The organism is Pseudonocardia sp. DR1-2, assembly GCF_023717215.1.
Classification (GTDB): Bacteria; Actinomycetota; Actinomycetes; order Mycobacteriales; family Pseudonocardiaceae; genus Pseudonocardia; species Pseudonocardia alni.
Genome location: NZ_JAMQOF010000002.1, coordinates 581,181 through 604,770, shown reverse-complemented (window position 1 = coordinate 604,770; position 23,590 = coordinate 581,181). Strand labels below are relative to the sequence as shown.

Sequence of the window (23,590 nt, the reverse complement as noted above, 5' to 3'; positions counted from 1 at the left end):
TCCGGGACGGACGATGGCGTTCTCACAGGGCTTCAACTTCGCTGCCAGGACCCTCCAGGAGAAGTACGCCTGGGTGGTCGGGAAACCCGGCTCGACAGCGGTCGCCGACGCCGCAGCCGCACTCCGCACCGCGGACGCCGAGCTGCGCTCCGCATCGGACGAGGCCCGGAAACGCATGGCCGAGCTGGGCATCTCCTGGCAGGGCCCCGCCGCGGCCGCCGCCCAGCAGTCCCTCGACGGCATCACCACCTCGATGATGTGCACCGCCCCCGTCACCGCGAACGGCGCGACCCAGCTGGACGCCTACGGGCAGTCCTTCGACCGCACCCAGGCCGCCATCGCCGCCCTGGACCCCACCCCGCCGGGCATCTTCACCAGCGGTGTCCGCAACCTCCACCTGCTGGCGAGCACCCCGTTGACCGGGCTGAGCGCCACCGTCGCCGACTACGTCACCTCGCTCGAACGCGACCAGCGGCACAGCGAGGAGGCCGACCGCGCCCTCCAGGAGCATCTCGACACGGCGTCCGCGATCGACGACCGCTTCCGCACCGTCGACCCGGAGTCGGCCGCGACGCCCACCGGTGCGGGAGGTCCGGCACCGGGCTCGGCCGGGGCCGGCGGTCACGGCCCGGCCGGTGTCGGGGCCGGCGGCGGAGCCACCCCTCTCGGCGGAGGCGGTCCGGGAACCGGCGTCCCGGACCAGCCGGGCGGCGGGCCCCGCCCCGGATCGGACGGCGTCGGTGCTCCCGGCGGGCCGGGGACCGACGGGCCGGGGACCGAGGGATCGGGGTTCGTCGGATCGGGCCCCGGCACGCCGGACGTCGGGAGAACCGCGGGGCCCGGTGGTCCCGGGACCACCGGCGACGGCGTGGCCGACCGGGACCGGGGCACCGGGCTTCCCGGGCCGGTCGACGTCGTCGCACCCCAGCACCTCGACCCGACGACCACGCCCGCCCCGGACCCGTACCGGCCGGCGGCGTCCCCGGGCCCGTACCCCACGACGACACCGGGCCCCGACCCGCTCGCCACCCGCGTCGACCTCGGACGCCGGTTCGGCGAACGGACCCGGGCCCAGCCGCTCGTCCCGCCGTCGGCCCGTGGTCCCGGGTACGGCGACCGGCTCCCCGGCGGCACGGGATCCGGTGGCGCGCGCCTGCACGAGCAGTTCGGTCCCGGCGCCCGGACCGCCGAGCCGGCCTGGTCCGCCCGCCCAGTCGAGACCACCGGACGCGGCGGCGCCCCCGGCGGCTACGGCCCGGTGGCCGGCGGCACGAGCAGCCGCGACACCCGGGACCACCGCAACCGCTACGTCGTCCCCACCGACGAGGTGTTCGACATCGAGATCGCCGCGACCGACGCCGTCCTGGCCCCCGAGGAGCCCCACCGATGATCGACTGGAACCGCGCCACCGTCCTCACCGCCGCCGAGTTCGACGTCGCCCGGGACCTGCTCGACCTCGGTCGCAACCCCGCGGTCCTGGAGCTGCTCAGCCCCGGGTTCACCGACGTCGAGCGGGCCCGTGTCGTGCGGGGGTGTCTCGACACCCTCGCCGCACGCGGCCTGTTCACCGGCACCGCGTTCGAGCCGGACCTGGTCGGCGACCTGCGCACGGTCGTCGCACCGGAGTTCCAGCACGACCTCGTGGTCGCACCGCCGTCGTGGCAGCGGGCGCTGGTCGCGCGGCGGGCCGGGCGCGCGGTGCTGGCCACCCGGATCGGCGACGACGTCGCGCTGGTCCGCGTCCCGCCCGACGCCGCGTCGGCCGTCCTGGTCGAGCTGCTCGGCGAGGTCGTGCCCGGCCCCGGGGCCGGGGTGCGGATCCCCGTCGCGGTACTGGGCGAGGCCGCCGAGCGCGCCGACGGCGATCCCGACCGGCTCGTCCACGAGCTCCTGCGGCGGGGCTGCAGCGGGACCGAGGCCGAGATGCTCCGGCGGATGGGGCAGGTCGAGGGCGTCGCCCAGCTCGGCGCCGGCCGGAAGGGACCCGACCCGTGCCGCGCGCCGGGCGTCCTGCTGGTGCACGCCACCACGGACGGCTGCTACGTCCAGCGGCGCCCGACCCCGGACGTCGTCGGCGGCCCGCTCCCCGACGACGCCGTCGTGCACGCCGGTCCGGCCGACGCCGCGTACCTGGTCCGTGAGCTGGACCGGCTCGCCGACGCGGCGCAGCGCCGTCGCGCGCCGGTCGGGACGCACCGGGCCTGGTGAGGGGCCCGGGAACTCGCTCACCGGGTGAGCGCATCCGCAGGGGAGGTGTCCCTGCCGCACGCCGAGATGCAGCTCAGCGGGCCGTGGAGATCGACGATTCCCGCTGAGGTGCATCTCGGCGACACCCCCGCGCACCGGGCCGGACCCGACCGGCGCGAGCAGCAAGCGGCGGCGCGGGGCGCGGTCAGCGCAGGACGACGGTCCCCCGCGGCACCTGCCCCGCCGACGCCGGCGGCACGGTGTCGGGCACCTCCACCCGGACGGGCAGCGACCCGGGGACGACGCGGTCGTCGGCGTCGCGGTACTCGAGGTCGCCGTCGGGCCCCAGCTCGGTGACGTAGCCGTGTGTGGCGAGCTGGGCGTCGTCGAGCTCGGTCAACGGTTCGGCCCGCACCGCGGACACGGCGTACTCCGGCCAGTCGACGCCGGGGTAGGCGTCGTGCAGGTCGGTGAGCAGACCGACGAAGACCTGCTGCCAGCGCAGCGGCATCGACTGGGCCAGTGACCGCGGCACGACGAGGTGGTCCGGGCAGGCACCGGGCGCCGCGGAGTCGAGATAGTCCGAGAGCGGGGAGCGCATGCCGCCCATGATGGCGCCTCGACCCCGCTCAGGCGGGGTTCGGCGTGGTCCCCGGCCGGGTGGCGAGCGGGACGAGATCGGAGAACTCCCACGACACCGGCTGCACGCGGACGGGGAAGTTGCGGTTCGGCGCCTCGACCATCTTGCCGTCGCCCAGGTACATCATCACGTGGTAGATCGTGGTCGGGTCCGAGGTGTCGTGGGCGTAGAAGAGGAAGTCGCCCGGCTGCATGTCCCGGACCGGCAGGTGGCCGCCGGAGTTGTACTGGTCGCGCGACACCCGCGGGATCGTGACGCCGGCCGCCCGGTACGACGCCTGCAGCAGGCTGGAGCAGTCCCAGGAGTCCGGTCCGGTCGCGCCCCACACGTAGGGCTTGCCGAGCTCGCCGAGCGCGAAGCCGATCGCGGCCCCGGCGACGCCCGGGGGCAGCGCGCCGGTCGTACCGGGGGCGCAGCCCGTCGGGTTGGCGACGTCGCCGATGTTCTCGACCAGCGACGCGGCCAGGCCCTCCCACTTGGCGTAGGCGTCGGGGAAGGCCGAGCGCTGCACGGTCTGCGCGGCCTTGGTGACCGGCATCGAGTCCCAGCCCGGAACCTCCATCAGCCGTTCGTAGAAGATCCGGCTGCTGTAGGCGGGGTCGGTGACCTGCGCGGGGGTGCCCCACCCCTGCGACGGCCGCTGCTGGAACAGCCCGAGCGAGTCCCGGTCGCCGTAGTCGATGTTGCGGAGCGTCGACTCCTGCATCGCGGTGGCCAGCGCGATCAGCCACGCCTTCGGCGGGAGCTGCATGTCCTTGGCGACCGAGATGATCGCGGCGGCGTTCTGCCTCTGCTCGTCGGACAGCGTCTCGAAGGTGGCTCCCCCGCCGCCACGGCCGACCGTCGCGGTCGAGATCCCGGTGTCGCACCAGGCCGCGTTCGACCGGCCGCCGCCGAGGTTGGGGCTGAACGCGAGGAAGCCGACGGTCAGGAACAGCACCAGCGCCATCCCGATCGCGAGGAACGGCAGCAGCAGCCGCAGCGGCCGCAGCGCACGCGTCAGCGGAGTGCTCATGCCCGGTCGTAGCGGGACACCTTCCAGCCCGCCTCGGTGTCGACGACCAGGATCCGCAGGGTCAGCGTGTCGGTCGGCACGGTGACCTCGATGCTCTTCGGTGCGACCCGGGTCGGGGTCGCGGGCCCGGTGACCCGGGAGGCGGGCACGTTCGACGGGTCGACGCCCGCGAGCACGCCGAGGAACTCGTCGGTCGTGTACGGCCGCAGCCCGGCGACCCACTGCTGGGAGGTCATCCCGTCGGGATGGTTCACCCAGGCCGCCGCCCACACCCGCGCCGTCTCCAGCGCCTGCCGCGGGGCCTGCGACACCGGCAGCGCCTCGGGGGTCAGCTCGGGCACCGGCGGCAGCAGCGTCGGGGTGGGCGTCGCGGAGACGCCGGACGATCCGCTGTCCCACCGGTTGCCGCCGGAGCCGCCCCCGGCGATCAGACCGCCGGACGCCGCCCCGCCGGAACCGCCGAGCGAGACCAGCCCGAACACGAGCCCGCCCAGGACCACCACCGTCACGGCGAGCCGGGCGGGGGAGCGCAGCGGCCACTGCCACACCGCGCGATAGGCGCCGGCGCGGCCGCGGGAGGACCTAATCGGCACGGTCGCCGCCGGTGCGGGCCGCCCGCGGGCGGTAGATCTTGTAGACGGGCACGCCGTCGACGAGCTCCGGGCTCACCGGGGTCGGGTCGCCGGGGCGGCGGGGTCCCGCGTCGTCGCGGCGGTAGATGGAGCGGTCGTCGACCTCGCCGGGGTCGACCCGCGTGGCGAACCCGGTGTCGGGCCGCCCGGACGCCCCGACCGGCAGCGCCCCGCGGCGCGGCTCGGCGATCCGGGCCGCCTGGGGCGAGGACACGTCCGGTGCCGCGCGACGACGGACCCGGGCCCCCGGCCCGGCCGCGGTCTCGGCCTCCGGTCGCGCCGCGCCCGGGTCGCCGGACCCGCCGGGGCCGCCGCGCTCGGACCACCAGCGGGACTGGCGCTCGTCGGCGTCGTTCGGGCCGCGCATCCGGTTCCACACCCGCGACACCGGGCCGCCGTTGATGCCGGGGACGATCCCGCCGAACTGCTCACGGGTCAGTGTCACCATCGACACCAGCCGCCGGAACGGCCGCGCGACCGCCCACAGCACGAGCGTGACCACGCCGGTGACCAGCAGCGCGAGCCACAGGTCGACCCCGGACCCGGGGGCGAACAGCGACACGACCAGCAGCGCGTGCAGCCCGGCCAGCGCCCCGACGACGAGGGTGTTCACGATCGCGGCGCCGCCGATGCGCAGGATCGCCGGGATGACGTCCGGTTTCAGCAGCGCGACGACGGCGATCGCCGGCGCCGTCACCACCATCAGCCGGATGATCAGTAGTGCGACCAGCACCAGGACCTTGGACAGCAGCTGGAACAGCGCGATGCACGCGGCCTGGATCAGCGCGAGCGTCCCGGCCCCGATCCGGCTGCCGGAGGCCCCGGTGAAGTACGGGTAGCGGTCCCCCATGCGGTCGGCGAGCGCGGCGTACTCGCCCTTCTTGCGCTCCGCCGTCTCGGACGTGTCCTGGCCCTGGTCGATCTCGTCGATGGTGAACGCCTGCGCCCGCAGCAGGTCCCGGCCCAGCTCCTGGGCCTGCGGGACGTCCGGCGCGCCGAACGTGCCGCGCAGCCAGTTCTGGTAGGCGACCTGGTCGACGAGCACCGTCGGGAGGGTGTCGCGGGTGCCCAGCCCGACCTGGCCGAGGAAGCCCTCCTGCATCTGCGTGACCCCGTCGAGCAGCAGGTTGTCCGCGGCGCGGGACCAGTCGACCGGTGCGAGGTAGGCGGCGGAGCCGAGCATCAACGCGAGTACGGCGATGCCGGTGCGCTGGGCCTGGCGCGCGAGCTCGCCGCGCATCGCCAGCAGCAGCACGATGATCGCGAAGCCGAGCAGCCCGAGGCCCACCCAGGTGGTGAACACCGTCTCGTACATCGCCCGGGTCGCGGTGGTGATGACCTGGTCGAGCGGCGCGAACAACGACCCGCCGTCGGCGATGAGGTAGTGCGCCCAGTTCACCCCACCGACGGTCAGCTTCGCCAGGTTGAAGACCTGGTTTCCCAGCCACGTGTCGGTGGTGACCGACGGGTTCAGCACCCCCGACGTGGCGCAGCCCAGGTCGTAGTTGTGCCAGACGAGACCGGCGTAGCCGACCTCCTCGTAGACGCTGCCGGCCTCCCCGTGCAGCGCCGAGGGCCGGTCCAGCGAGCCGACCAGCCCGGTGCCGGGGCGGTCCGGCTCCGGCGGGGACTTGCAGTCCAGCGCCTGCGCCATGGCCGGCGAACCGAGCAGCAGCGTGCCGCCGGCGATCGCGGTGACCACCAGGACCGCCGTCCGACGACGACGGCGGCGGGTCACCCCGGGCGTCTGCGGCGTACGGCGCCGGGTCCTCCGCACCGACACGACGACGGCCGCGAGCAGCACGCCCAGGACGACCCAGACGCCTGCGCCGCCGGACGGGTCGAGGCCCGCCGTCACCGTCCGTCCCCGTCGGGGGGAGCGGCCGCGGGGTGGCCGTTCGTGGCCGCCGTCCCCTTCGACGGGCCGGTGCCGTTCGTGGGGGCGGTGCCGTCTGCGGAGGCGGTGCCGTCCGCGGGGGCGGGCTCGTCGACCACCCAGTCGTCGTCGAGCTCGTCGAGCAGGTCGAGCTGCTCGTCGTCGTAGAGCTCCGCGCGGCCGACGGCGGCGTCGGTCGCGGCGACCGACACGACTTGCACCCCACCGGCACGGATCCCGCCGGCCAGGACCGGGTCGTCGTCGCCGGGGCCGATCCGGGTGTCGGTACGCAGGTCGATCTCGTCGCCGTCGAGGTCGGGCAGCACCACGGGGGCGGGGGCGCGCCGGGCGGGCAGCGGGCTCGGCTCGTCGGGTGCGGTCATCTCGGGATGCCCGGGCGCGGTGATCGCGGGACCACCCGGCGGGCGCGGGGCGACGACGCGGGCGGCGTCGGGGTTGGTGTCGAGCGCCTCGCGGACGTGCTCCAGGTGCGGTGCCTCCAGGTCGATGCGGACCTTCTCCACGCCGCCGTGGCCGTCGGCGAAGACGAACTGGCGGGGCGCGTCGTCGGGCCGGTCGTCGTGGCGGGGGCGCGGGGACAGGGTCCCGAGCATCTCCTCGTAGCCGACGTCGGTGGGCACGCGCAGCAGCCGCAGCGCCTCGGACTGGGCCTCCTCGTCGTCGGTCCGGCCGACGAACACGGCGTTGACCAGCGACGCGAAGCCCGAGACCCGCAGCAGGTCACCGGCCAGCTGGGAGGCGAACAGGGCGCGGACGTTGAACTTGCGGGAGTCGCGGGCGAGGCGGTCGATGAGCACCTTGCCGGTGGGCACCTGGGACAGGAAGTGCGTCTCGTCGAGCGCGACGCCCTTGCGCAGGTTGCGGTCGGCGTCGTAGATCGTGCGCTGGGTCAGCCAGGACGCCAGGTTCAGCAGCTCGACACCGAGCGACTCGTTGTCGGTCCACTCCTCGCGCGGGCTGCCCGGGCGCGGCAGCGACAGTCCCTGCATCGTCAGCACGGTGAGCCGGTAGTCCCGGTCGGCCTGCCAGGGATCGGCCCGGGTCTCGTCGGGGAACAGCAGCGCGGCCTGCGGCAGCTCGCGCCGCTCGTCGAGGAAGTCCGCGACGACGCCGGCGTGGTCCTCGCCCTCACCGGCGTGCCGGCGCAGCGCGTCGATGACCATGCCCGGGTGCCGGTCGGGCGAGCCGCCGACCTCGCGGACCGCGCGGAGCAGCACGATCCGGGTGTGGGGCTGGCGGGCGATCTCGTAGGGCAGCAGCCCGGACAGCACGTCGAGCACCAGCCGACGGCGGGTGGCCGCGGCCAGCGAACGCTCCCGCTTCCAGGCGCGCTCGGGGTCCTCGTCGTCGAGGAAGTGGTCCGGCCGCGGCTCGGCGACCACCCGGTACGGGTTGAGGATGCCGGGGTCGGCGCGGAGCAGGTTGATGTGCCGGGAGAACGGCGCCAGCTCCGGCAGCCGGGTCAGCTCGGCCAGCGGGCCGGACGGGTCGAGCACCGTCCAGCGGGCCCCGGCGCGCAACGTCTTGTAGACGACCAGACCGGTGAGGAACGACTTGCCCGAGCCCAGGCCGCCGACGATCGCGGTGAGGCCGGACGCGCGTCGGACCTCCTGGGCCAGCCACGGGTCCCAGGCGACCGGGCGGCGGGTCGCGGTGCAGGTCTCGCCGAGCATGATCCCGCGACGGTCGCCGACACTGGCCGTCGCGGCCGGGACCGCGGCGGCCGCCCAGGTGACCGACCCGCGTCGCCGGTAGGCCGTCGCGGCCAGCGGCTCGCCGGGGATGAACTCGCGGGCGTAGCGGTACTGCGCCTCGGGGTGCTCGATCTGCACCTTGGGCCGGTACAGGTCGACGACCTGCTGGGCGCGGGTGGTGGCCTCGGCCTCGTCGCGGCCCGAGACGGCGATCCGCCACCAGCCGTAGAGACGGGTGTTGAGCTGGGTGAGCCCGGTGGTGAGCTCGTCCTCGACCTCCAGGACCCGGTCGGCCTGCCGCGCGAGCGACATCGGCGGGTCGAGGTCGTGGTCGTGGGTGTAGTGCCGGATCTGGCTGCGCACCTTGCCCATCTGGCGCTGCAGCTCGCCGGTGACGTCCTCCGGACGGCGCACGTAGATCCGCGCGGACCACTCCACCGGGAACGGCAGCCGGTCGGAGTGCTGCATCCACGGGTCGTCGATCTCGGGGATCCGCAGACCCTCCATCAGCCCGACGCTCAGCACCGCGACGTTGCGGGTGACGGTCTGGCTGCGCATCCGCCCGACGACCTGCACCGTCGGCGCGTACGGCTCCTGGTGCAGGTCGACGCCCTCGGTGAACGCGGCGAGGTCCTCCGGCTCCCAGGTCGACACCCCGCGCGGCACCGAGGAGAGCCCGCGCGGGGCGGGCAGCCCGAGGGCGACCGAGCGGTGCATCAGCCAGGCCATGTCCTCCGCGCTCGCGGGGACGGCGTCGAGACCGGACCCGGCGACGAGCACGTCCAGGTGGTTGATCTCGGTCTCCAGCGCGGCGAGCTCGGCCTTGACCGCGGACGGCACGAGGCGGTCCAGGACCGGCGCGGCGCGCTCCACCCAGCGGTCGATCAGCCCGCGGCCGGAGACCTCGATGCCGAGGAAGACCTCCTTGTCCGCCATCGACAGCCCCATCAGGTGGCGCTGCTCGCCCTCCAGGAACCCGTCCCAGCCCAGGGCGCCGGGCACGTCGGGCATACGGCCGATCGCGTTCTGGTCGAACGACTCCGCCCACATGTGCACCGGGTAGGGCCGGGTCGTGACACGCAGGTGCAGCCAGCGCCCCTGCAGCTCGCCGAGCTGCGCGGCGATCTGGCGGATCAGGACCTCGCGCTGGTTGTCGCTGCGGAAGCTCCACGCCTGCGCCGCGAGCCGGTACCAGGCCATGACCTGCCCGTTGGTACGCGTGACGTGCCCGTCGATCGAGCGCAGCGCGATCGACGGGGTGTAGTCCGAACCGCCCTCGCCGGCACGGGCCCGGCCGCGCCGGGCCTTCGGCCGGGGGGTCCGCTCAGGTGCGGCCACGGTGGCCACTCCGGCGCCACGGGTCGGGACGGGGGGTGCGCGCGGGCACGCTCGCGCCGCGACCGCTGCCACCGCCGCGGGCCCGGCGGAAACGGCTCCGGCGCGGCGCGCTGCCCGGCTCCGGCAGTGGCGGGACCACGCGCGCGGGTGCGGCGACCGGCGCCTCGAGCCCCGGGACCACCGGAGCGGTGGTGGCGGGCGTGTCCACGACGGCGTCCACGGTGACCGGCGGCCGCGTCCCCGCGGCGTCGATCCGGGTGCGCTGCGCGGTGGACAGCGCGGGGGTCCGGCCACCGGCCGACGGGACGCCGGGGTGGGCACGGGTGGCGTGGACGCGGACGTGCCCCGCGCGGACCGAGCCGCCCGCGGCCTTCCGACCGGCCCGCGGCCCGGTCACCTCGGCCCAGAACTGGCCGAGGACCTGGCCCAGCGGCCGCTCGTAGTCGATCTTCTTACCGAGCAGGCGGGTGATCGCGACGGTGCCGACGAGCGCCCAGGCCACGGAGAAGAAGTCCAGGCCGATACCGAGCCGGCGCTGGACGAACATGATCAGCATCATGACGAGGAGTCCGACGCCGTAGCTGACGTAGCGGGCGCGCCAGGGGAAGGTGGCCCGTGGCGGCCCGAGCCAGACGGCGTCGACGCGGTAGACCTCGTCGTCCGTGCGAACGAGCACGGATCAGCCCGGGGTCACGAGCAGGTTGGCCAGCGCCTGTCCGATGGCCGGACCGCTGCCGGTCACGGCGATGCCCAGTGCGATCAGACCCACCAGCAGTCCGATGCTGCGCCGGGCCACGCCGGCATTGTCACCACGACCACCGATCCACAGCAGGATGACGGCGATCGCGAGCAGGATCAGCGGCACGATGTTGTTCGTGATCCAGTCACGGAGGTTGACCGTGGTCAGCTGTCCGCCCTGGGCGAGTACCAGCTGGATCGCCTCGTACGAGGTCTTCACAGCTCCTCCTTGCGGCAGTCCGCTTGTCCCGGTCGCTCCCGCAGGCGAGTAGACCACGAGACCCGTACGGGATCCTAGGGGCTGAGCCACCCGGCCCACCGGTGCGCCACGCTGCGCGATCGGGTCGACACGGTCGGACCAGCGCCGATCGGGCGTGACTCGTGTCTCCCCGCGGGACCGGCCCCGGTCCGAGATGTCATGGTCGTCCTTGGCTACTGTTCGGTAACAAGCACGACCCGACCATGACGGGGTCGGGCGACCCCAGGCCGGGCGCACTACCCTTCGCCCGACCGTCGTCGCACCCCACCACACCAGTGCGGCGACGAGGTCCGAGGAGGCACTGCGATGGAGAGGCCCGCCCGGTCCCGGCGGCACGGTACTCCGTGCGCCCCCGACCGCGCCCTCGCCGACGCGCGCCACCGGACCGGTTCATCGTTTCCCGTCCCGATCCGTCACGGCAGCACCACGCTCCGGCAGGGACCGCTGGGTGTTCAACAGGGAGGTTCCTCCAGATGACCTGGGTGCAGTACACGCTCGGCATCGTCACCGTGCTGTCGGCGATCGTCGCCGTGGCCCTCGTCGCGATGACCGTGACCCGGATGGTGAAGATCATCCGGCTCGGTGAGTCCGACCCGACGCGCACCGGCCCGTTCGGGCCGCGGTTCGCGACGATGCTCAAGGAGACCCTGGGTCACACCAGGATGCTCAAGTGGACCAAGGTGGGCATCGTCCACTGGCTGGTCATGGTCGGATTCGGCGGCCTGTTCCTGGCGCTGATCGAGGCCTTCGTCGAGGTCTGGAACCCGACCTTCCACCTGCCGCTGATCGGGCAGTGGTCGGTGTACTCGCTGTTCGTCGAGATCCTCGGCGTCGGCACGGTCGTCGGCATCGCCGCGCTGATCGTCATCCGCCAGGCGAACAACCCGAACCGGCAGGGCCGGATGTCGCGGTTCTACGGCTCGAACATGGGCCGCGCCTACTTCGTCGAGGCGATCGTGTTCCTCGAGGGCCTGGGCATCCTGGTGGTGCGCGGCGCGAAGATCTCCCTGGGCGCGTTCGACGTGCCGGTCTGGTCCGCCCCGGTCTCCTACGCGCTGTCCGCGGTCCTGCCCGCCTCGACCACGCTGGTCACCGTCTTCGCCGCGGTGAAGGTGCTGTCCGCGACGGTCTGGCTGATCGTCATCGCGCTCACCCCGACGATGGGTGTGGCCTGGCACCGGTTCACCGCGTTCCCGAACATCTACTTCAAGCGCAACGACGACGGCTACAAGGCCCTCGGCGCGACCCGGCCGATGATGTCGAACGGCAAGCCGCTGGACCTGGAGGAGGCCGACCCCGACACCGACACCTTCGGCGTCGGCAAGGTCGAGGACTTCACCTGGAAGGGCCTGCTCGACTTCACCACCTGCACCGAGTGCGGCCGCTGCCAGTCGCAGTGCCCCGCGTGGAACACCGAGAAGCCGCTGTCGCCGAAGCTGCTGGTCAACGCCCTGCGCGACCACGCCTACGAGAAGGCCCCCTACCTGCTCGCCGGTGGCAGCCGCGACATGGCGGGCGACGAGGTCGGCATCACCGGCGAGGGCGCCGAGGAGCGGCTCAAGGCCATCCCGGTCGACGCCCTGGAGGCCGCGGGCCGCCCGCTGGTCGGCGGTGAGGACGTCCTCGGCGTCATCGACCCCGACATCCTGTGGTCCTGCACCACCTGCGGCGCGTGCGTCGAGCAGTGCCCGGTCGACATCGAGCACGTCGACCACATCATCGACATGCGCCGCTACCAGGTCCTCATCGAGACCGAGTTCCCCACCGAGCTCAACTCGCTGTTCAAGAACCTGGAGAACAAGGGCAACCCCTGGGGCCAGAACGCCAAGGACCGCCTCGAGTGGACCAAGGGCCTCGACTTCGAGGTCCCGGTCGTGGAGAGCGAGCTCGACGCCGAGACCGAGTACCTGTTCTGGGTCGGCTGCGCCGGCGCGTTCGACGACGGCCAGAAGAAGACCATCCGGGCCACCGCGGAGCTGCTGCACCGCGCCGGGGTGAACTTCGCCGTCCTGGGCTCGGGGGAGACCTGCACCGGTGACCCGGCGCGCCGCTCGGGCAACGAGTTCGTGTTCCAGATGCTCGCCCAGCAGAACGTCGAGACCCTCAACACCGTGTTCGAGGGCCGCGAGGCCGGCACCCGCAAGATCGTCACGACCTGCCCGCACTGCCTCAACACCCTGGGCCGGGAGTACCCCCAGCTCGACGGGCACTACGAGGTCGTGCACCACACCCAGCTGCTCAACAAGCTGGTGCGGGACAAGAAGCTGGTCCCGGTGTCGGCCCCGGCGGGCGAGGAGACCGGCCCGGTCACCTACCACGACCCCTGCTACCTCGGGCGGCACAACGAGGTCTACGAGGAGCCCCGCGCGCTGATCAACGCGACCGGAGCGGCCGGGACGACCACGCTGACCGAGATGCCGCGGCACGGCGACCGGTCGATGTGCTGCGGTGCCGGTGGCGCCCGGATGTGGATGGAGGAGCGCATCGGCAAGCGCATCAACTTCACCCGCGCCGAGGAGGCCGCCGAGACCCTCACGAAGGCCGGTGGCGGCTCGGAGCCGTCCGGCACGCTCGCGGTCGGCTGCCCGTTCTGCCGCACGATGATGACCGACGGCGTGAACCAGACCGCCGGTGAGGCCGTGCAGGTCCAGGACGTCTCGCAGATGCTGCTCGCCGCGGTGAAGCGGGGCGACGCCCCCGCCGACACCGCGCCGGAGCCGCAGCCGGAGACCGAGGGCCAGAGCGCGCCGACCACCGACGCCCCGGGGACCGCCACCCCGGCCGCCGAGGTGGCCGACGAGGCCGCGAAGCAGGACCCGACCCCGGCCGGTTCGGACGGTGCGTCGAGCACCGGCACCCCGGCGACGTCGGGGAACGGCGCGGCGAACGGGTCGAGCAACGGGTCGTCGCCGGAGGAGGCGACGCCGGAGCGCTCGAACGAGAACTGACCCACCACCGACGACGGCCGGGTACCCCGCAGGGGGTGCCCGGCCGTCGTCGTGTGCGGGTCAGCAGGGGGTGAAGGAGCTGACCTGGAACGTCGCCGGGGTGGTGCGGGTGAGGACGACGCGGCCGAGCTGCGGTGCGGCCGCGCCCCACGCCGAGCCGCAGGCGTCGACGGCGGTGGTGGCGCCGACCGCCACCTCCGGGTCCGGACGCCGGTCCGGGACGGTGACCTGTGCCCCGGCGGGCATCCGCCCGTGCAGGACGGCGACGGCGTCCTCGCAGGCCGCCGCACCGGTCGCGGCGCGGAGCTGGTCGAGCGCGGCGGGTTGGACGAGCCGGCAGACCCGGGCCGGGTTCGGCGAGGCGACCCCGGTGTCCAGCGAGACGAGCGCGAGCTGCGGGCGGGCGACGCCGAGGTCGCTGCGGAACTGTGCGCCGGCCTGCGCGTCGACGCGGGCCTGGTCCTGCCGGATCTCGGCCGAGCGGAACGAGTAGCCGACCCCGGACACCACCAGCAGCACCACGCCGGCGGCGAGCACCGTCCAGCGCGGCAGCAGCAGCGCCCCGGCGACGATCACCCCCACCGACAGGGCCAGTGCCCACGCCCACGGGTTCTCCCGCGTCCCGTTCACCAGGGCCGCGACGAGCACGACCCCGGCGACGTGCGGTGCCCACCCCTGGAGCAGCCGGTCCAGCCGCAGCAGGGCCAGCAGGACCAGGGTGCCGAACCCGAGGCCGACCGGGACCCACCAGCGGCCCGGGTCGTCGAGGAAGGGCAGGAGCAGGACCGCGGCACCCGCGAGACCGAGCGCGGTGGCACCGCGGACGGTGCGGGGGCGCAGGCGGCGCCACGGGGCCCAGGGGTCCCGGTCCTCCGTCCCGCGGTCCGCCTGCGGCGGGTCCGCGGGGGCGGGTGCTGCCCGGCGGGTGAGGGCGCGTGAGCCCGGGTCGGGCTCCGGGGGGACCACGGGGGACACGACGAGCTCGGTGCCGGGCTCCGGCGGGGTGGCGGGCTCGGAACGGGCCGTGCCCTCACCGGCCGCGTTCTCCCCGGCGACGCCGGGCGCGGGTGTGCCGGAGGCGGGGGCGCCACGCCCGGCCGGGCCGGGACCGGCGTCGTCGTACCGGGGCGGGGTGGCGCGGCGGACGCCGCGGTCGGGGCGACCACTCCGACGGCGGCCGGTGGCCCACGGGTCCGGGGAGCTGCGGTCGGCGTCCATCACCGCCCAGCGTAGCGGCGGTGCACGCCCCCGCGGGCACGCTCACGCGGCGAAGAACGCGTTCATCCCCGGCTCGTCGGACAGGAAGGTCTCGATCTCGACGATCCGGTCGCCCCCGATCCGGCACACGGTGGCGAGGTGCTCGTCGAGCACCCGGTCCCCGCGGCGGGCCGTGTTGTGCAGCCCGAGCGCGACGTGTTCGGCGCTCACCAGGATGTGCTCGAGCGCGAAGTCCACACCGTAGGACGCGATCAACGCCGCACGTTCGAGCACCGCGTCGGCGCCGTCGACCCGACCCGAGACCGCGTTGTCGCCCGGCAGGGTCCAGGAGACCTCCGGATCGAGGATCGCCCGCAGCCGGTCGCGGTCCCCGGTGGTGAGGGCGGTGTGGAACTCGGTCGCGATGTGCCGACGGATGTCCATGACTCCTCCAATAGTTCGACTCTATTCGAACCATAAGAGGGTCGAGCGGTCTCCGCCAGATGACGGCCGCCACATCAGTTCGACTGTAGTCGTACTATGGGGCCGTGCAGGAGAACCCGCCCCCGGCCGCCGACGAGCTGCGCATCGAGACCGTGATCGCAGCACTCGACCACCCCGTGCGGATGCACGTCGTCCGCACACTCGCCGCACTCGGCGAGGACGAGACGCTCACCTGCCAGGAGATCCTGCCGGACATGACCAAGAGCAGCGCGAGTCACCACTGGCGGACGCTGCGGGAGTCGGGCGTGATCGAGCAGCGCCGCGACGGCAGGGTGCTGCGCACCCGGCTGCGGCGCGTCGACCTCGACGCGAGGTTCCCCGGGCTCGTGGCGGCCGTGGTCGCCGGGTGAGTTCAGGCCCGCCGGGTGTCGGTGCGGTGGAAGTTGCGGAACGCGCGCGACGGCGTCGGGCCCCGCTGCCCCTGGTAGCGCGACCCGACGCCCTCGGTGCCGTAGGGCCGTTCGGCCGGGCTGGACAGCCGGAACAGGCACAGCTGCCCGATCTTCATCCCCGGCCACAGCGTGATCGGCAGGTTCGCCACGTTGGACAGCTCGAGCGTGATGTGGCCGGTGAAGCCCGGGTCGATGAACCCGGCCGTGGAGTGGGTCAGCAGACCCAGACGACCGAGCGAGCTCTTGCCCTCCAGGCGACCGGCCAGGTCGTCGGGCAGCCCGACCCGCTCGAACGTGGAGCCCAGCACGAACTCGCCGGGGTGCAGCACGAACGACTCGCCGTCCGGCGTCTCCACCGGGGTCGTCAGCTCGTCCTGCTGCTGGGAGGGGTCGATGTGGGTGTAGCGCGAGTTCTGGAAGACGCGGAAGTACCGGTCCAGCCGGACGTCGACACTGGACGGCTGGAGCATCTCGACGTCCCACGGGTCGAGCACGAGCCGGCCGGACTCGATGTCCTTGCGCAGGTCACCGTCGGAGAGCAGCACGCCGACACCCTATCCAGGGCCCGCGGTCACGCCTCGGAGGACTCCTCGGAGTCCGACTCCACCCCGCCGGGGCTGTGCCGGCCGCCGCCGCCGAGGTCGTCGGGCAGCTGCGGCGAGCGGGTCAGCCCGAACATCCAGGCGACGGCCTGCTCGGCGCGGGCGGCCTCGAAGCCGTCCGACGCGGCGGCGCGGCGCCCGTGGTCGCCGTCGAGCACCTGCGCGACGGCGGCGGCCGCGTCGTGCGCGGCGATGCTGCGGATCGAGTCGCCGGGCTGCGGCACGTTCGGCCCGTCGACCAGGACCGCGAGGGTGCCGAGACCGGGTGCGTCGACGACGAGCTCGTGGTCGTCGCTGACCAGGACGGTCGCCGCGGTGAGCACGGCCAGCTGGTCGGGCAGCGCCGGTTCGGCCACGACCGTCACCCGCGGGTGGCTCCCGAGCGACTGCGCCGTCTCCCCGGCGGCGAGCGCACCGAACAGCACGATCTCGATCCGCGGGTACCGCTCCAGCAGGTCCGCGAGCCCGCGCAGCACCGGCGACGACGAGGCCCTCGCCAGGTCGACGACGATCAGCCTGCGGTGCTGGTCGTGCACCCGCTCCAGCGCGTCGACACAGCCCTGGTGCTGCGGGCCGGGCAGTGAGTTGATCGTGTCGCCGATCGTCAGCACGTTCGGGCCGAGCGGACTGCCCAGCGCGGAGCCGCTGGTGGTGAGGAACAGCGACGCGAGCTGGCCGATGACCCGCCGGTGCGCCTCCTGCGGGAACGGGCACAGCAGGTCGTCGGTACCCATGCCGGCCTGCATGTGCACGATCGGGATCCGCCGCCAGAACGCGACCGTCGCCGCGACCTCGGCCGCCAGCCCACCACCGTGCACCAGCACCGCGGACGGGTCCTGGTCGACGAGCAGCTGGTCGAGCCGGGTGAACAGCGCCGCGGCGACGTCGGCCATGCCGGGCCCGGTCTCCAGCGGCAGCAGGATCGTGATGTCGGTGGGGACGCCGAGGGCCTCGAACGCCTCGTGGACGGACATCGGGTCCGGGCCGGTGGCGACGGTGATCCCGCGGATGCGGTCCGCCGCCGCGACGGCACCGGCGACCGGAGCCAGCCGGGCGACCTCGGGACGGCTGCCGGCGATGAGCAGGACGTCGTGCTCGTGGTCCGGGGGGAACCCGGACACGTCGCCCGACGTCGGGTCGAACACCGTCATCGCAGTCGCCTTCCGGCCGAGGTCTGACCGACGGTGACGAGTGTGCGCGGAGCGGGCGGCCGGGTCGAGACACGCGCGCCCGGTGGTCGGATCGTGCGACGACCGGGCAGGGGAGGTCCGTGACAGGTACGCGGATCGTGGTGCTAGGGTGATCTCACGCCATGCGGATGTAGTTCAATGGTAGAACATCAGCTTCCCAAGCTGAATACGCGGGTTCGATTCCCGTCATCCGCTCTCACAGCGAAGGCCCAGCTCAGACGGTGTCCACACCGGAGCTGGGCCTTCGTCGTTCCTAGGTCCACTCATGCTGTGGGCCATTGACGGGCCATTAGCCGACCGGGACCAGGGCGCCCGCCGCCCCGCCCTCGTCGTCGCCCTGGCCGTCGTTGTCGATCTCGCGCCCCTCGACCAGAGCGCTCAGCCGGTCGGCGATGCGCTGGTCGGCCTCGCTCGTGGCGCGCTGGTCGAGGCGCCGCCTCCGGCGGAGCGGGCCGGCTACGCCGGCACCGCTCGGCTCGATCGCTCCTGCCTCCGGCCCGCTCGCGGCCGGCGGCACCAGCTACCCGGCCCTGTCCACCGTGACGACGATGATCCGACCGTCGGGATCCGTCAGCTTGTGCTCGCCCTCAGGCAGTCCCGGCGTCGCTGGCACCGTCAGCCCGAGCCGCAGACGGCCGGTGCTCCGCTCGGCGGTCGCCGGATAGATCTCCAGCACGAGGCCGCCAGCCAGCTCCACGGCGTAGTGCACCGGCCCTGAGCCGTGCTGCTCCCGCACGAGGTCCAAACCGAGCCCCGCATAGAAGTCCCGACACTCGTCCAGCCGCTCGGTGTAGATCACGATCAGTCCAGCCTTCACCTTCGCCACGGCAGGAGCATGCCTTGCCGCCCGAAGATCGACACCCGCTTTGCGGGCTCCGCCCACACCCGACACCGCTCGGAGACCAGGGGGATGCTGGTCTCCTCGCCGGGCCATTCGTGGGCCATTCACCCCGGTCAATCACGGTCATCCGGGCCACCCCAGACCGGAGCGCGGCCGACGTCAGAGCCCCCACGTCGTGGCGACACCCTGATTCCCACGCTGAATACGCGGGTTCGATTCCCGTCGCCCGCTCAGAACACGAAGGCCCAGGTCAGCGGCAGGTCTCCCGCCGAGCCTGGGCCTTCGTCGTCTCCGGGGAACGGTCCCTCGCGCCATTCCCGTGCGACGACGCCCCGCGACCGGTGGCGTGTGGCGCTCGCCGTGCGGCCTCATGATCACCGGTTGTGGAGCGCAGACGGCCGTGGAGTGCACTCCGGACTCCACAACCGGTGATCATGGAGTCAGAGTGCAGGCGGTACGTCCCGGCGGGTGACCCACCAGGTCGCGACCCCGGCCCCGGTGAGCAACGGGACGAGCACCAGCACCGCGGGGCCGGCGAACACCGCGACCACGCCCAGCGCGATCGCCGCGGTCCCCGCGCCGAGGCCGCTGGCCACGGCCAGCGCCGTCGCCCGCTCGCCGACCGGTTCCCCGGCCACCCAGGACAGGGTGCGGGCCACCCCGGCGACGACCACCGCCAGCACGATCCCCACGACCACCGCGGCCGGCGGCAGCGCGGCACCCGCCGCGAGCACGACCGGGATCGCGAGCGCGGTGAGGACGGCGGACAGCAGGGCACGCAGGGAGCGCCGCAGCGGCGGGACGGGGGGTGTCACGTCTCCCCATTGTGCAGGGTCTGACCTGCGGTTTCGATGTAACGTGCGCGACCCTCAGTAGAGCCGGGCCGCGTAGCCGGCACCGTAGTACTCCTCGATCCTCTCCAGTGGCTCGTCGGGACGGGCGAGCCGCTTGGCGAGCTGCGCGGTGGAGGGCAGCGCGTCCGGCGCGGGCCAGCTCGTCGTCGCCCACAGCTCGGAGCGCAGGAACGCCTTGGGACAGTGGAAGTAGATCTGGTCGATCGCGACCTCGCAGGCGAGCAGCGGCCGGCGGCCCTTCACGGCGAGCTCGTCGAAGTACGGCGCGTCCCGGACGAGCCGGGCCCGGCCGTTGATGCGCAGCGTGTCGTTGCGGCCCGGCACCAGCAGGATCACGCCGACGTGCGGGTTCTCCAGGACGTTGCGCCAGCCGTCGACGCGGCCGTTGCCGGGACGCTCGGGGATCGCGACCGTGCGGTCGTCGACGACGTGCACGAAACCGGCCGGGTCACCCTTCGGCGAGACGTCGCAGGTGCCGTCGCGGCCCGACGTCGCCAGCAGCAGGAACCGGGACGCCGCCAGCCAGGCGCGGTGCACGTCCACGAGGTGGTCGCGCTCCTTCGCCAGCGCGGGCGCGATGGGCTGCCCGGTGATCCCCTGCAGCTCGGCGAGGGTACGGATCTCGGTGCCGTGCGCATCGGAGGTCATGGGCCAACGGTAGGCGCGGACGCGCGCGGGGCCGAGTGGATTCCGGTCACGGGCGTCCGAGGACGGGCGGCGTCCACCCCCGCCACGGGAACAGCACGGACACGTCCGGCAGCGGCGTCCGCGGACACGGCCCGTACGGCGCGCTCACCGGTGCACCGTCGATCCCTGCGGGCCGTCGCTCCAGGAGATCTTCTTGGCGAAGCAGTCGTCGGAGCCGAAGCCCTGGGCGTCGCACCAGGCGTTCGCGCCGGCCGCTGTGGTGAAGGGCTGGGCGACGACCACGACCCAGTAGTCGCTGTTGCGGAAGACCGGCCAGTCGCCGGACCAGACCAGCGCGGCGCCCGGGTACTGCGCGGCGAGACCGCGGTAGTGGTCGAGGATGCCCTGCTCGTCGTAGGTGATGCCGCCGTCGCTGGTGCCCGCGCGCTTGGAGGACAGCTGCGGGACCCAGTAGCCGGCCGTCGCGGCGACGCGTGGGCTGTCGGCGGCGGCCTGCTCGGTGAGCGACGTCGTCGGCGACGGGGTGTAGCCCGGCACGTAGGTGGTCGGCGGGATCACGACCGGCGCCGCGGCCGGGGCGACCACCACCGGTACCGGCGCGGCCGCCGGGGTCACGGTGGGCGCGGCGCCGGGGAGCAGGTCAGGGCGCAGGACGAGCAGCGCCGCCCCCGCCAGCAGCAGCGTCACCAGCACCAGCGAGGCGACGACCCACGGCGTCCGCGACGGGGCGGGCGCCACCGGACCCCACCCGGCCGGGGCGTCCCAGCCCGGCGCGTAGCCGGTCGGCTGCGGGCCGGCCCAGGCCGACGGGGCCGACGCCGGCGCGGCGGGGCGGTACCGGTCGGCGGGGCGGTACTGCGCGGCCGACGGGTGCTGCACGACGGTACGCCCCTGCGGCACCGGGGCCCCGGCGCCGACCTGCACCGCCCCGGTCCGCGGCCGGGGGACGACGGCCTGCGCCCGCGGCCGTCCGCACCCCACGCAGAAGTGCAGCGAGCCCAGCAGCTCCGCCCCGCACCGGCACCGCTCCACCATGACGACCCTCCCCGACGACGGCGGCCGGATCCGTCCGACCGTGTTGCCCGCTCATCGCACGCGACACCCTGTCGTTATCGACGATCTTGGTCCGACCGGCGCACTTCATCTCTTGTGATGACGGGGCGAGACGGAGCAGCCCACCGGCCCGGCAGGAGGGCGTCGCGGGCGCCCCGGGTGCCGTCGTGGGACGTGGGCATGACCAGCACCGTCGAGCGGGGACGCATCGGGCAGCTGCAGGACGGTCCCGTCAGCATCACCTACTAGCCCAGCACGGGTGTCATCCCCGGCTCCCGCCCGGTGGCGGCGAGCGCGAGGGCGGTGTCGTCCCCCCACCCCGCGACGACGTCGGGACCGGCCAGCCGGGTCACCGTCTCCCGCACCACCGCGAGCCCCGACGCGGGCGGGGCCGGTGCGTCCGGCAGCGCGACGGTCATGTCCAGGTGGTGCACCACGACCTCGACGACCCAGGTGCCGACGAAGTCCCCGACGTCGAGGACGTGCCCCTGGAACTCCAGCCGGTACGGCCCGTCCAGGTCCGCGACGAGCCGGCGCAGGCCGCGCAGCGTCATCGCGACGTGGGCGATCTGCCCGGTCGGGCGGGCGTAGGCGGACGCGACGGCGCGGGCGAAGCGCTCGTGCGCCCAGTCCGGCAGCTCGGACCCGGGAAACGCGGTCCAGTAGGTCGCGAGATCGGCGTCGGCGGGGCGGTCGGTGCGGGCGGGGAACCCGGCGAGCATCTCGACCAGGCCCAGGTGCAGGTGCGCGAGGACGTCCGCGGCGAGCCAGCCGTGACAGCGGCTGCGGGCGTGCAGGTCGGTGTCGTCGACGTGGTCGAGCAACGCGGACAGCCCGTCGAGCGCGTCGAGGAACGCCGGGCGCGCCACGTCGAGCGGGTAGACCGTCACAGCAGGTCCGCACCCGACCGCGACGCCGGTTGCTCCCCGGCCGCGGCCATCTCCTCGGCCACCCGCATCAGCTCGGTGTTGACCGGGGTCGCGATCCGGTGCGCCGCGCCCAGGGCCACGATCTCGCCGTTGAGGTAGCGGGCCTCGATGGAGCCGGTCCCGCGCTGCAGGCTCTGCCACGACGAGGAGCCGCGCCGCGCCGCGCCCGCGACCGGCCGCTCGGTGATGGTGCCCTCCCGGCGGACGCGGTCGTCGTCGCCGGTCCGGACGGTGATCCCGGCCGCGTCCAGGACGGCGCGGCCCTCCGCGGTCACCGCCTCGACGAGGCGGGGAGCGTCCGGGTCGTCGAGCCCGCAGATCGCGTCGACGGCGTTGGCCAGGTTGGTGAGCAGCTTGCCGTACTTCGCGGCCATCACGTCCGGGTCGGCGCGGGAGGAGAACCCGGCCGCGGTGAGGTCGGCGACGATCGCCTCGGTGGTGGCGTCGACACCGGAGGGGAACCGGCCGACGTCGAGCACGCCCGGGACCGGCGACGACGACGCGACGACCACCCCCGGCTCGTAGTGCTCGGCGGGCAGGATCACCAGCATCGCCTGCACCCGGTCGGTGCGGCGTGCGGCGAGCCGCTCGTTGGCGACGCCGTTCTGCGCGCACGCCACGGTGATCCCGGGGGCCGCCTTGAGCAGCGCGGCCAGCGGCGGCGGGGTGTCCTGCGACTTGACGGCGAGGATCGCGACGTCGTCGGGGGTGGGCCGGGCCTCGCCGACCGTGCCGACGGCCTCGACCGGGTGGGTGGTCGACCCGTCCGGGGTGTCGAGGCGCAGCCCGCGTTCGCGGATCGCGTCGAGGTGCGCGCCCCGGGCGACGACCACGACCTCCCGCCCGGCCGCGTGCAGCCGCGCCGCGATCGTCCCGCCGACGGCCCCTGCCCCGATCACCACATAGCGCACGACGACGATGGTGGCTCAGCCGTCGCGACGGCGCACGACCGACGGCGGGGCCTTCCGCCGCCAGGCCTCCTCGACGAGCTCCGCGAGCTGCCCCGCGTCGACCCGGTCGAGGTCGACGAGGATCACGCCGTGGCCGTCGTAGTGCGGGGTCGTGAAGTACGCCGGGTCGCCCGACGCGAGCAGCGCCTCCTTCTCCTCGAGCGAGCACATCAGCACCAGCCCGCCCTCGGCCTCGGTGCGCAGCCGGGCGAAGCCCTTGCCACGGACCTTCAGCGACGGCGTCCGGTACCAGGTCGACTCCTCGACCTCCGGCAGCCCGGACCCGATCCGCACCACGTCGTCCCAGCTCGGCATGGGGTCATGGTGCCCGCGGCGGGCGCTGCCCGTCGTGGAGGAATCAGACCAGGTGGGCCGCGAGGAACCGGTCGACGGCGGCGCGGCCGTCGGCCACGTGCGGCTCGACCTTCCACTCCTCGACCAGCTCCGCGCCCGGCGCGAGCCCGGCGAGGCGGCGCGACACGGGCTCCGGGTGGAAGGCGTCGATCCCCATCAGCACCAGCCACGGCGTCGCGACGTGGGCGAGCGCCTCGTCGGGGACGGAGTACAGCATCCCGCCGCCGCCCCACATGTTCGTGCGGAACGCGGCCCAGTCGTCGTCGGGGACCCCGGGGTGGTCGGCCTCGATCCCGGCGCGCCACTCGTCGAACTTCTCCTCGAACAGGTGCTGGTTGTCGGCGCGGCCGATGGGCTGCAGCGCGACCGCGGCCCGGACGCGTTGCGGCGCGGTGACCAGCAGGTTCGCGATGAAGGCGCCGCCGATGCACATGCCGAGCACCGCGCACTCGTCGACGCCGAGGTGGTCGAGCAGGGCGAGCTGGTCGGCGGTGTAGGTGTCCCAGCCGTCGCTGCCGTGGACCTCGGCGACCGAGGACCCGGCGTTGCGCTGGTCCATCGCGATGACGCGGTACCGCTGCGCGAGGTGGGTGACCGGGTCCCAGGGGGCGTTGCCCCAGGCCGCGATCGTCGAGTTCATGCCGCCCGGGGCCAGCAGCAGGACCGGGAACCCCGTGCCGTGCTCCTCGTAGTGCAGGGTCACACCGGGGCGCTCGAAGGAGGGCATG

General features: G+C 74.1%; 24 protein-coding genes and 1 tRNA gene. 5 read left to right on the top strand and 20 right to left on the bottom strand.

The genetic code is table 11. The features are described from left to right. Positions 1-13 precede the first annotated feature (13 nt). Both ND486_RS07665 and ND486_RS07660 read left to right on the top strand, forming a co-directional pair. Entirely contained in the window at positions 14-1,390 is a 1,377-nt protein-coding gene (locus ND486_RS07665; RefSeq protein WP_251783391.1) for a PPE domain-containing protein, read from the top strand. Further along, complete coding sequence (locus ND486_RS07660) at positions 1,387-2,208, top strand: ESX secretion-associated protein EspG (protein WP_251783389.1); 822 nt, start codon at positions 1,387-1,389, stop codon at positions 2,206-2,208. The genes ND486_RS07665 and ND486_RS07660 overlap by 4 nt, the downstream gene beginning before the upstream one ends. Before the next feature lie 184 nt (positions 2,209-2,392). On the opposite strand, the gene ND486_RS07655 is transcribed toward ND486_RS07660, so the two are convergent. From ND486_RS07655 to ND486_RS07625, 7 genes are read right to left on the bottom strand one after another with little or no spacing between them, the layout of a single operon-like run. After that, positions 2,393-2,788, bottom strand: a complete 396-nt coding sequence (locus ND486_RS07655; RefSeq protein WP_226367990.1) for a hypothetical protein — start codon at positions 2,786-2,788, stop codon at positions 2,393-2,395. Positions 2,789-2,816: 28 nt separating this feature from the next. Next, on the bottom strand, positions 2,817-3,842 hold the full coding sequence (locus ND486_RS07650) for a C40 family peptidase (protein ID WP_062398829.1): 1,026 nt from the start codon (positions 3,840-3,842) through the stop codon (positions 2,817-2,819). Beyond that, positions 3,839-4,435 carry a hypothetical protein gene (locus ND486_RS07645; protein ID WP_062398831.1) on the bottom strand — a complete coding sequence of 199 codons (597 nt, stop codon included), beginning with the start codon at positions 4,433-4,435 and terminating at the stop codon, positions 3,839-3,841. Before ND486_RS07645 ends, ND486_RS07650 begins: the two co-directional genes overlap by 4 nt. Continuing rightward, complete coding sequence (locus ND486_RS07640) at positions 4,425-6,332, bottom strand: hypothetical protein (RefSeq protein WP_251783388.1); 1,908 nt, start codon at positions 6,330-6,332, stop codon at positions 4,425-4,427. Before ND486_RS07640 ends, ND486_RS07645 begins: the two co-directional genes overlap by 11 nt. Further along, entirely contained in the window at positions 6,329-9,403 is a 3,075-nt protein-coding gene (locus tag ND486_RS07635) for an ATP-binding protein (protein ID WP_251783387.1), read from the bottom strand. Before ND486_RS07635 ends, ND486_RS07640 begins: the two co-directional genes overlap by 4 nt. Continuing rightward, positions 9,390-10,079 (bottom strand): hypothetical protein, encoded by a 690-nt coding sequence (locus tag ND486_RS07630; protein ID WP_251783386.1) that lies wholly within the window; start codon positions 10,077-10,079, stop codon positions 9,390-9,392. Before ND486_RS07630 ends, ND486_RS07635 begins: the two co-directional genes overlap by 14 nt. 3 nt (positions 10,080-10,082) lie before the next feature. Beyond that, positions 10,083-10,361, bottom strand: a complete 279-nt coding sequence (locus ND486_RS07625; protein ID WP_020622502.1) for a hypothetical protein — start codon at positions 10,359-10,361, stop codon at positions 10,083-10,085. A 512-nt stretch (positions 10,362-10,873) separates the two neighbouring features. On the opposite strand from ND486_RS07625, the gene ND486_RS07620 reads away from it, so the two are divergent. Further along, positions 10,874-13,348, top strand: a complete 2,475-nt coding sequence (locus ND486_RS07620; protein WP_251783385.1) for a heterodisulfide reductase-related iron-sulfur binding cluster — start codon at positions 10,874-10,876, stop codon at positions 13,346-13,348. 60 nt (positions 13,349-13,408) lie between these two features. Here the strand turns inward: ND486_RS07620 and ND486_RS07615 are convergent, their stop codons facing one another. Together ND486_RS07615 and ND486_RS07610 are read right to left on the bottom strand one after the other, a co-directional pair. Further along, positions 13,409-14,566, bottom strand: coding sequence for a hypothetical protein (locus tag ND486_RS07615; protein ID WP_251783384.1), 1,158 nt, complete (start codon positions 14,564-14,566; stop codon positions 13,409-13,411). 42 nt (positions 14,567-14,608) lie between these two features. Then, entirely contained in the window at positions 14,609-14,989 is a 381-nt protein-coding gene (locus ND486_RS07610; protein ID WP_062398837.1) for a nuclear transport factor 2 family protein, read from the bottom strand. Positions 14,990-15,093: 104 nt separating this feature from the next. Here ND486_RS07610 and ND486_RS07605 point away from each other — a divergent pair, with 104 nt between their 5' ends. After that, positions 15,094-15,399 carry a helix-turn-helix domain-containing protein gene (locus ND486_RS07605; RefSeq protein ID WP_251783383.1) on the top strand — a complete coding sequence of 102 codons (306 nt, stop codon included), beginning with the start codon at positions 15,094-15,096 and terminating at the stop codon, positions 15,397-15,399. 2 nt (positions 15,400-15,401) lie between these two features. Here ND486_RS07605 and dcd read toward each other — a convergent pair whose 3' ends face one another. Both dcd and ND486_RS07595 read right to left on the bottom strand, forming a co-directional pair. Beyond that, positions 15,402-15,986, bottom strand: coding sequence for a dCTP deaminase (gene dcd, locus ND486_RS07600; protein WP_251783382.1), 585 nt, complete (start codon positions 15,984-15,986; stop codon positions 15,402-15,404). A gap of 26 nt (positions 15,987-16,012) precedes the next feature. Continuing rightward, positions 16,013-17,194 (bottom strand): UDP-N-acetylglucosamine 2-epimerase, encoded by a 1,182-nt coding sequence (locus tag ND486_RS07595; RefSeq protein ID WP_251783381.1) that lies wholly within the window; start codon positions 17,192-17,194, stop codon positions 16,013-16,015. 163 nt (positions 17,195-17,357) lie between these two features. On the opposite strand from ND486_RS07595, the gene ND486_RS07590 reads away from it, so the two are divergent. Then, a tRNA-Gly gene (locus ND486_RS07590) sits at positions 17,358-17,428 on the top strand. A 94-nt stretch (positions 17,429-17,522) separates the two neighbouring features. Here ND486_RS07590 and ND486_RS07585 read toward each other — a convergent pair. The 9 genes from ND486_RS07585 to ND486_RS07545 all read right to left on the bottom strand — a co-directional run bounded on the left by ND486_RS07585 (position 17,523) and on the right by ND486_RS07545 (position 23,589). Next, complete coding sequence (locus ND486_RS07585; protein ID WP_251783380.1) at positions 17,523-17,750, bottom strand: hypothetical protein; 228 nt, start codon at positions 17,748-17,750, stop codon at positions 17,523-17,525. 3 nt (positions 17,751-17,753) lie between these two features. Then, entirely contained in the window at positions 17,754-18,059 is a 306-nt protein-coding gene (locus ND486_RS07580; RefSeq protein ID WP_251783379.1) for a VOC family protein, read from the bottom strand. Between the two features lie 455 nt (positions 18,060-18,514). Then, positions 18,515-18,889: a hypothetical protein gene (locus ND486_RS07575; protein WP_251783378.1), complete on the bottom strand. Its 375-nt coding sequence runs from the start codon at positions 18,887-18,889 to the stop codon at positions 18,515-18,517. A 54-nt stretch (positions 18,890-18,943) separates the two neighbouring features. Further along, the gene (locus ND486_RS07570) at positions 18,944-19,576 is read right to left on the bottom strand and encodes a pyridoxamine 5'-phosphate oxidase family protein (protein ID WP_062398847.1); all 633 of its coding nucleotides are present in this window, start codon (positions 19,574-19,576) and stop codon (positions 18,944-18,946) included. A 144-nt stretch (positions 19,577-19,720) separates the two neighbouring features. Further along, positions 19,721-20,611 (bottom strand): hypothetical protein, encoded by an 891-nt coding sequence (locus ND486_RS07565; RefSeq protein WP_251783377.1) that lies wholly within the window; start codon positions 20,609-20,611, stop codon positions 19,721-19,723. A gap of 263 nt (positions 20,612-20,874) precedes the next feature. Next, the gene (locus ND486_RS07560) at positions 20,875-21,519 is read right to left on the bottom strand and encodes a maleylpyruvate isomerase N-terminal domain-containing protein (protein ID WP_251783376.1); all 645 of its coding nucleotides are present in this window, start codon (positions 21,517-21,519) and stop codon (positions 20,875-20,877) included. Next, entirely contained in the window at positions 21,516-22,469 is a 954-nt protein-coding gene (locus tag ND486_RS07555) for a 2-dehydropantoate 2-reductase (protein WP_251783375.1), read from the bottom strand. The genes ND486_RS07560 and ND486_RS07555 overlap by 4 nt, the downstream gene beginning before the upstream one ends. A gap of 15 nt (positions 22,470-22,484) precedes the next feature. Further along, a complete protein-coding gene (locus ND486_RS07550) occupies positions 22,485-22,823 on the bottom strand; it encodes an MmcQ/YjbR family DNA-binding protein (RefSeq protein ID WP_208826833.1) in 339 nt (112 codons plus the stop codon). Positions 22,824-22,866: 43 nt separating this feature from the next. After that, positions 22,867-23,589 (bottom strand): alpha/beta fold hydrolase, encoded by a 723-nt coding sequence (locus ND486_RS07545; RefSeq protein WP_251783374.1) that lies wholly within the window; start codon positions 23,587-23,589, stop codon positions 22,867-22,869. Between the last annotated feature and the right edge of the window lies 1 nt (position 23,590).

Excerpts from the sequence above, each read along its gene's own strand:
- ND486_RS07545 (WP_251783374.1), bottom strand. The coding sequence starts at position 23,589 with ATGCCCTCCTTCGAGCGCCCCGGTGTGACCCTGCACTACGAGGAGCAC.
- ND486_RS07595 (WP_251783381.1), bottom strand. The coding sequence starts at position 17,194 with ATGACGGTGTTCGACCCGACGTCGGGCGACGTGTCCGGGTTCCCCCCG.
- ND486_RS07665 (WP_251783391.1), top strand. The coding sequence starts at position 14 with ATGGCGTTCTCACAGGGCTTCAACTTCGCTGCCAGGACCCTCCAGGAG.
- ND486_RS07615 (WP_251783384.1), bottom strand. The coding sequence starts at position 14,566 with ATGGACGCCGACCGCAGCTCCCCGGACCCGTGGGCCACCGGCCGCCGT.
- ND486_RS07565 (WP_251783377.1), bottom strand. The coding sequence starts at position 20,611 with ATGGTGGAGCGGTGCCGGTGCGGGGCGGAGCTGCTGGGCTCGCTGCAC.
- ND486_RS07620 (WP_251783385.1), top strand. The coding sequence starts at position 10,874 with ATGACCTGGGTGCAGTACACGCTCGGCATCGTCACCGTGCTGTCGGCG.
- ND486_RS07570 (WP_062398847.1), bottom strand. The coding sequence starts at position 19,576 with ATGACCTCCGATGCGCACGGCACCGAGATCCGTACCCTCGCCGAGCTG.
- ND486_RS07650 (WP_062398829.1), bottom strand. The coding sequence starts at position 3,842 with ATGAGCACTCCGCTGACGCGTGCGCTGCGGCCGCTGCGGCTGCTGCTG.
- ND486_RS07550 (WP_208826833.1), bottom strand. The coding sequence starts at position 22,823 with ATGCCGAGCTGGGACGACGTGGTGCGGATCGGGTCCGGGCTGCCGGAG.
- ND486_RS07655 (WP_226367990.1), bottom strand. The coding sequence starts at position 2,788 with ATGCGCTCCCCGCTCTCGGACTATCTCGACTCCGCGGCGCCCGGTGCC.
- ND486_RS07610 (WP_062398837.1), bottom strand. The coding sequence starts at position 14,989 with ATGGACATCCGTCGGCACATCGCGACCGAGTTCCACACCGCCCTCACC.
- ND486_RS07660 (WP_251783389.1), top strand. The coding sequence starts at position 1,387 with ATGATCGACTGGAACCGCGCCACCGTCCTCACCGCCGCCGAGTTCGAC.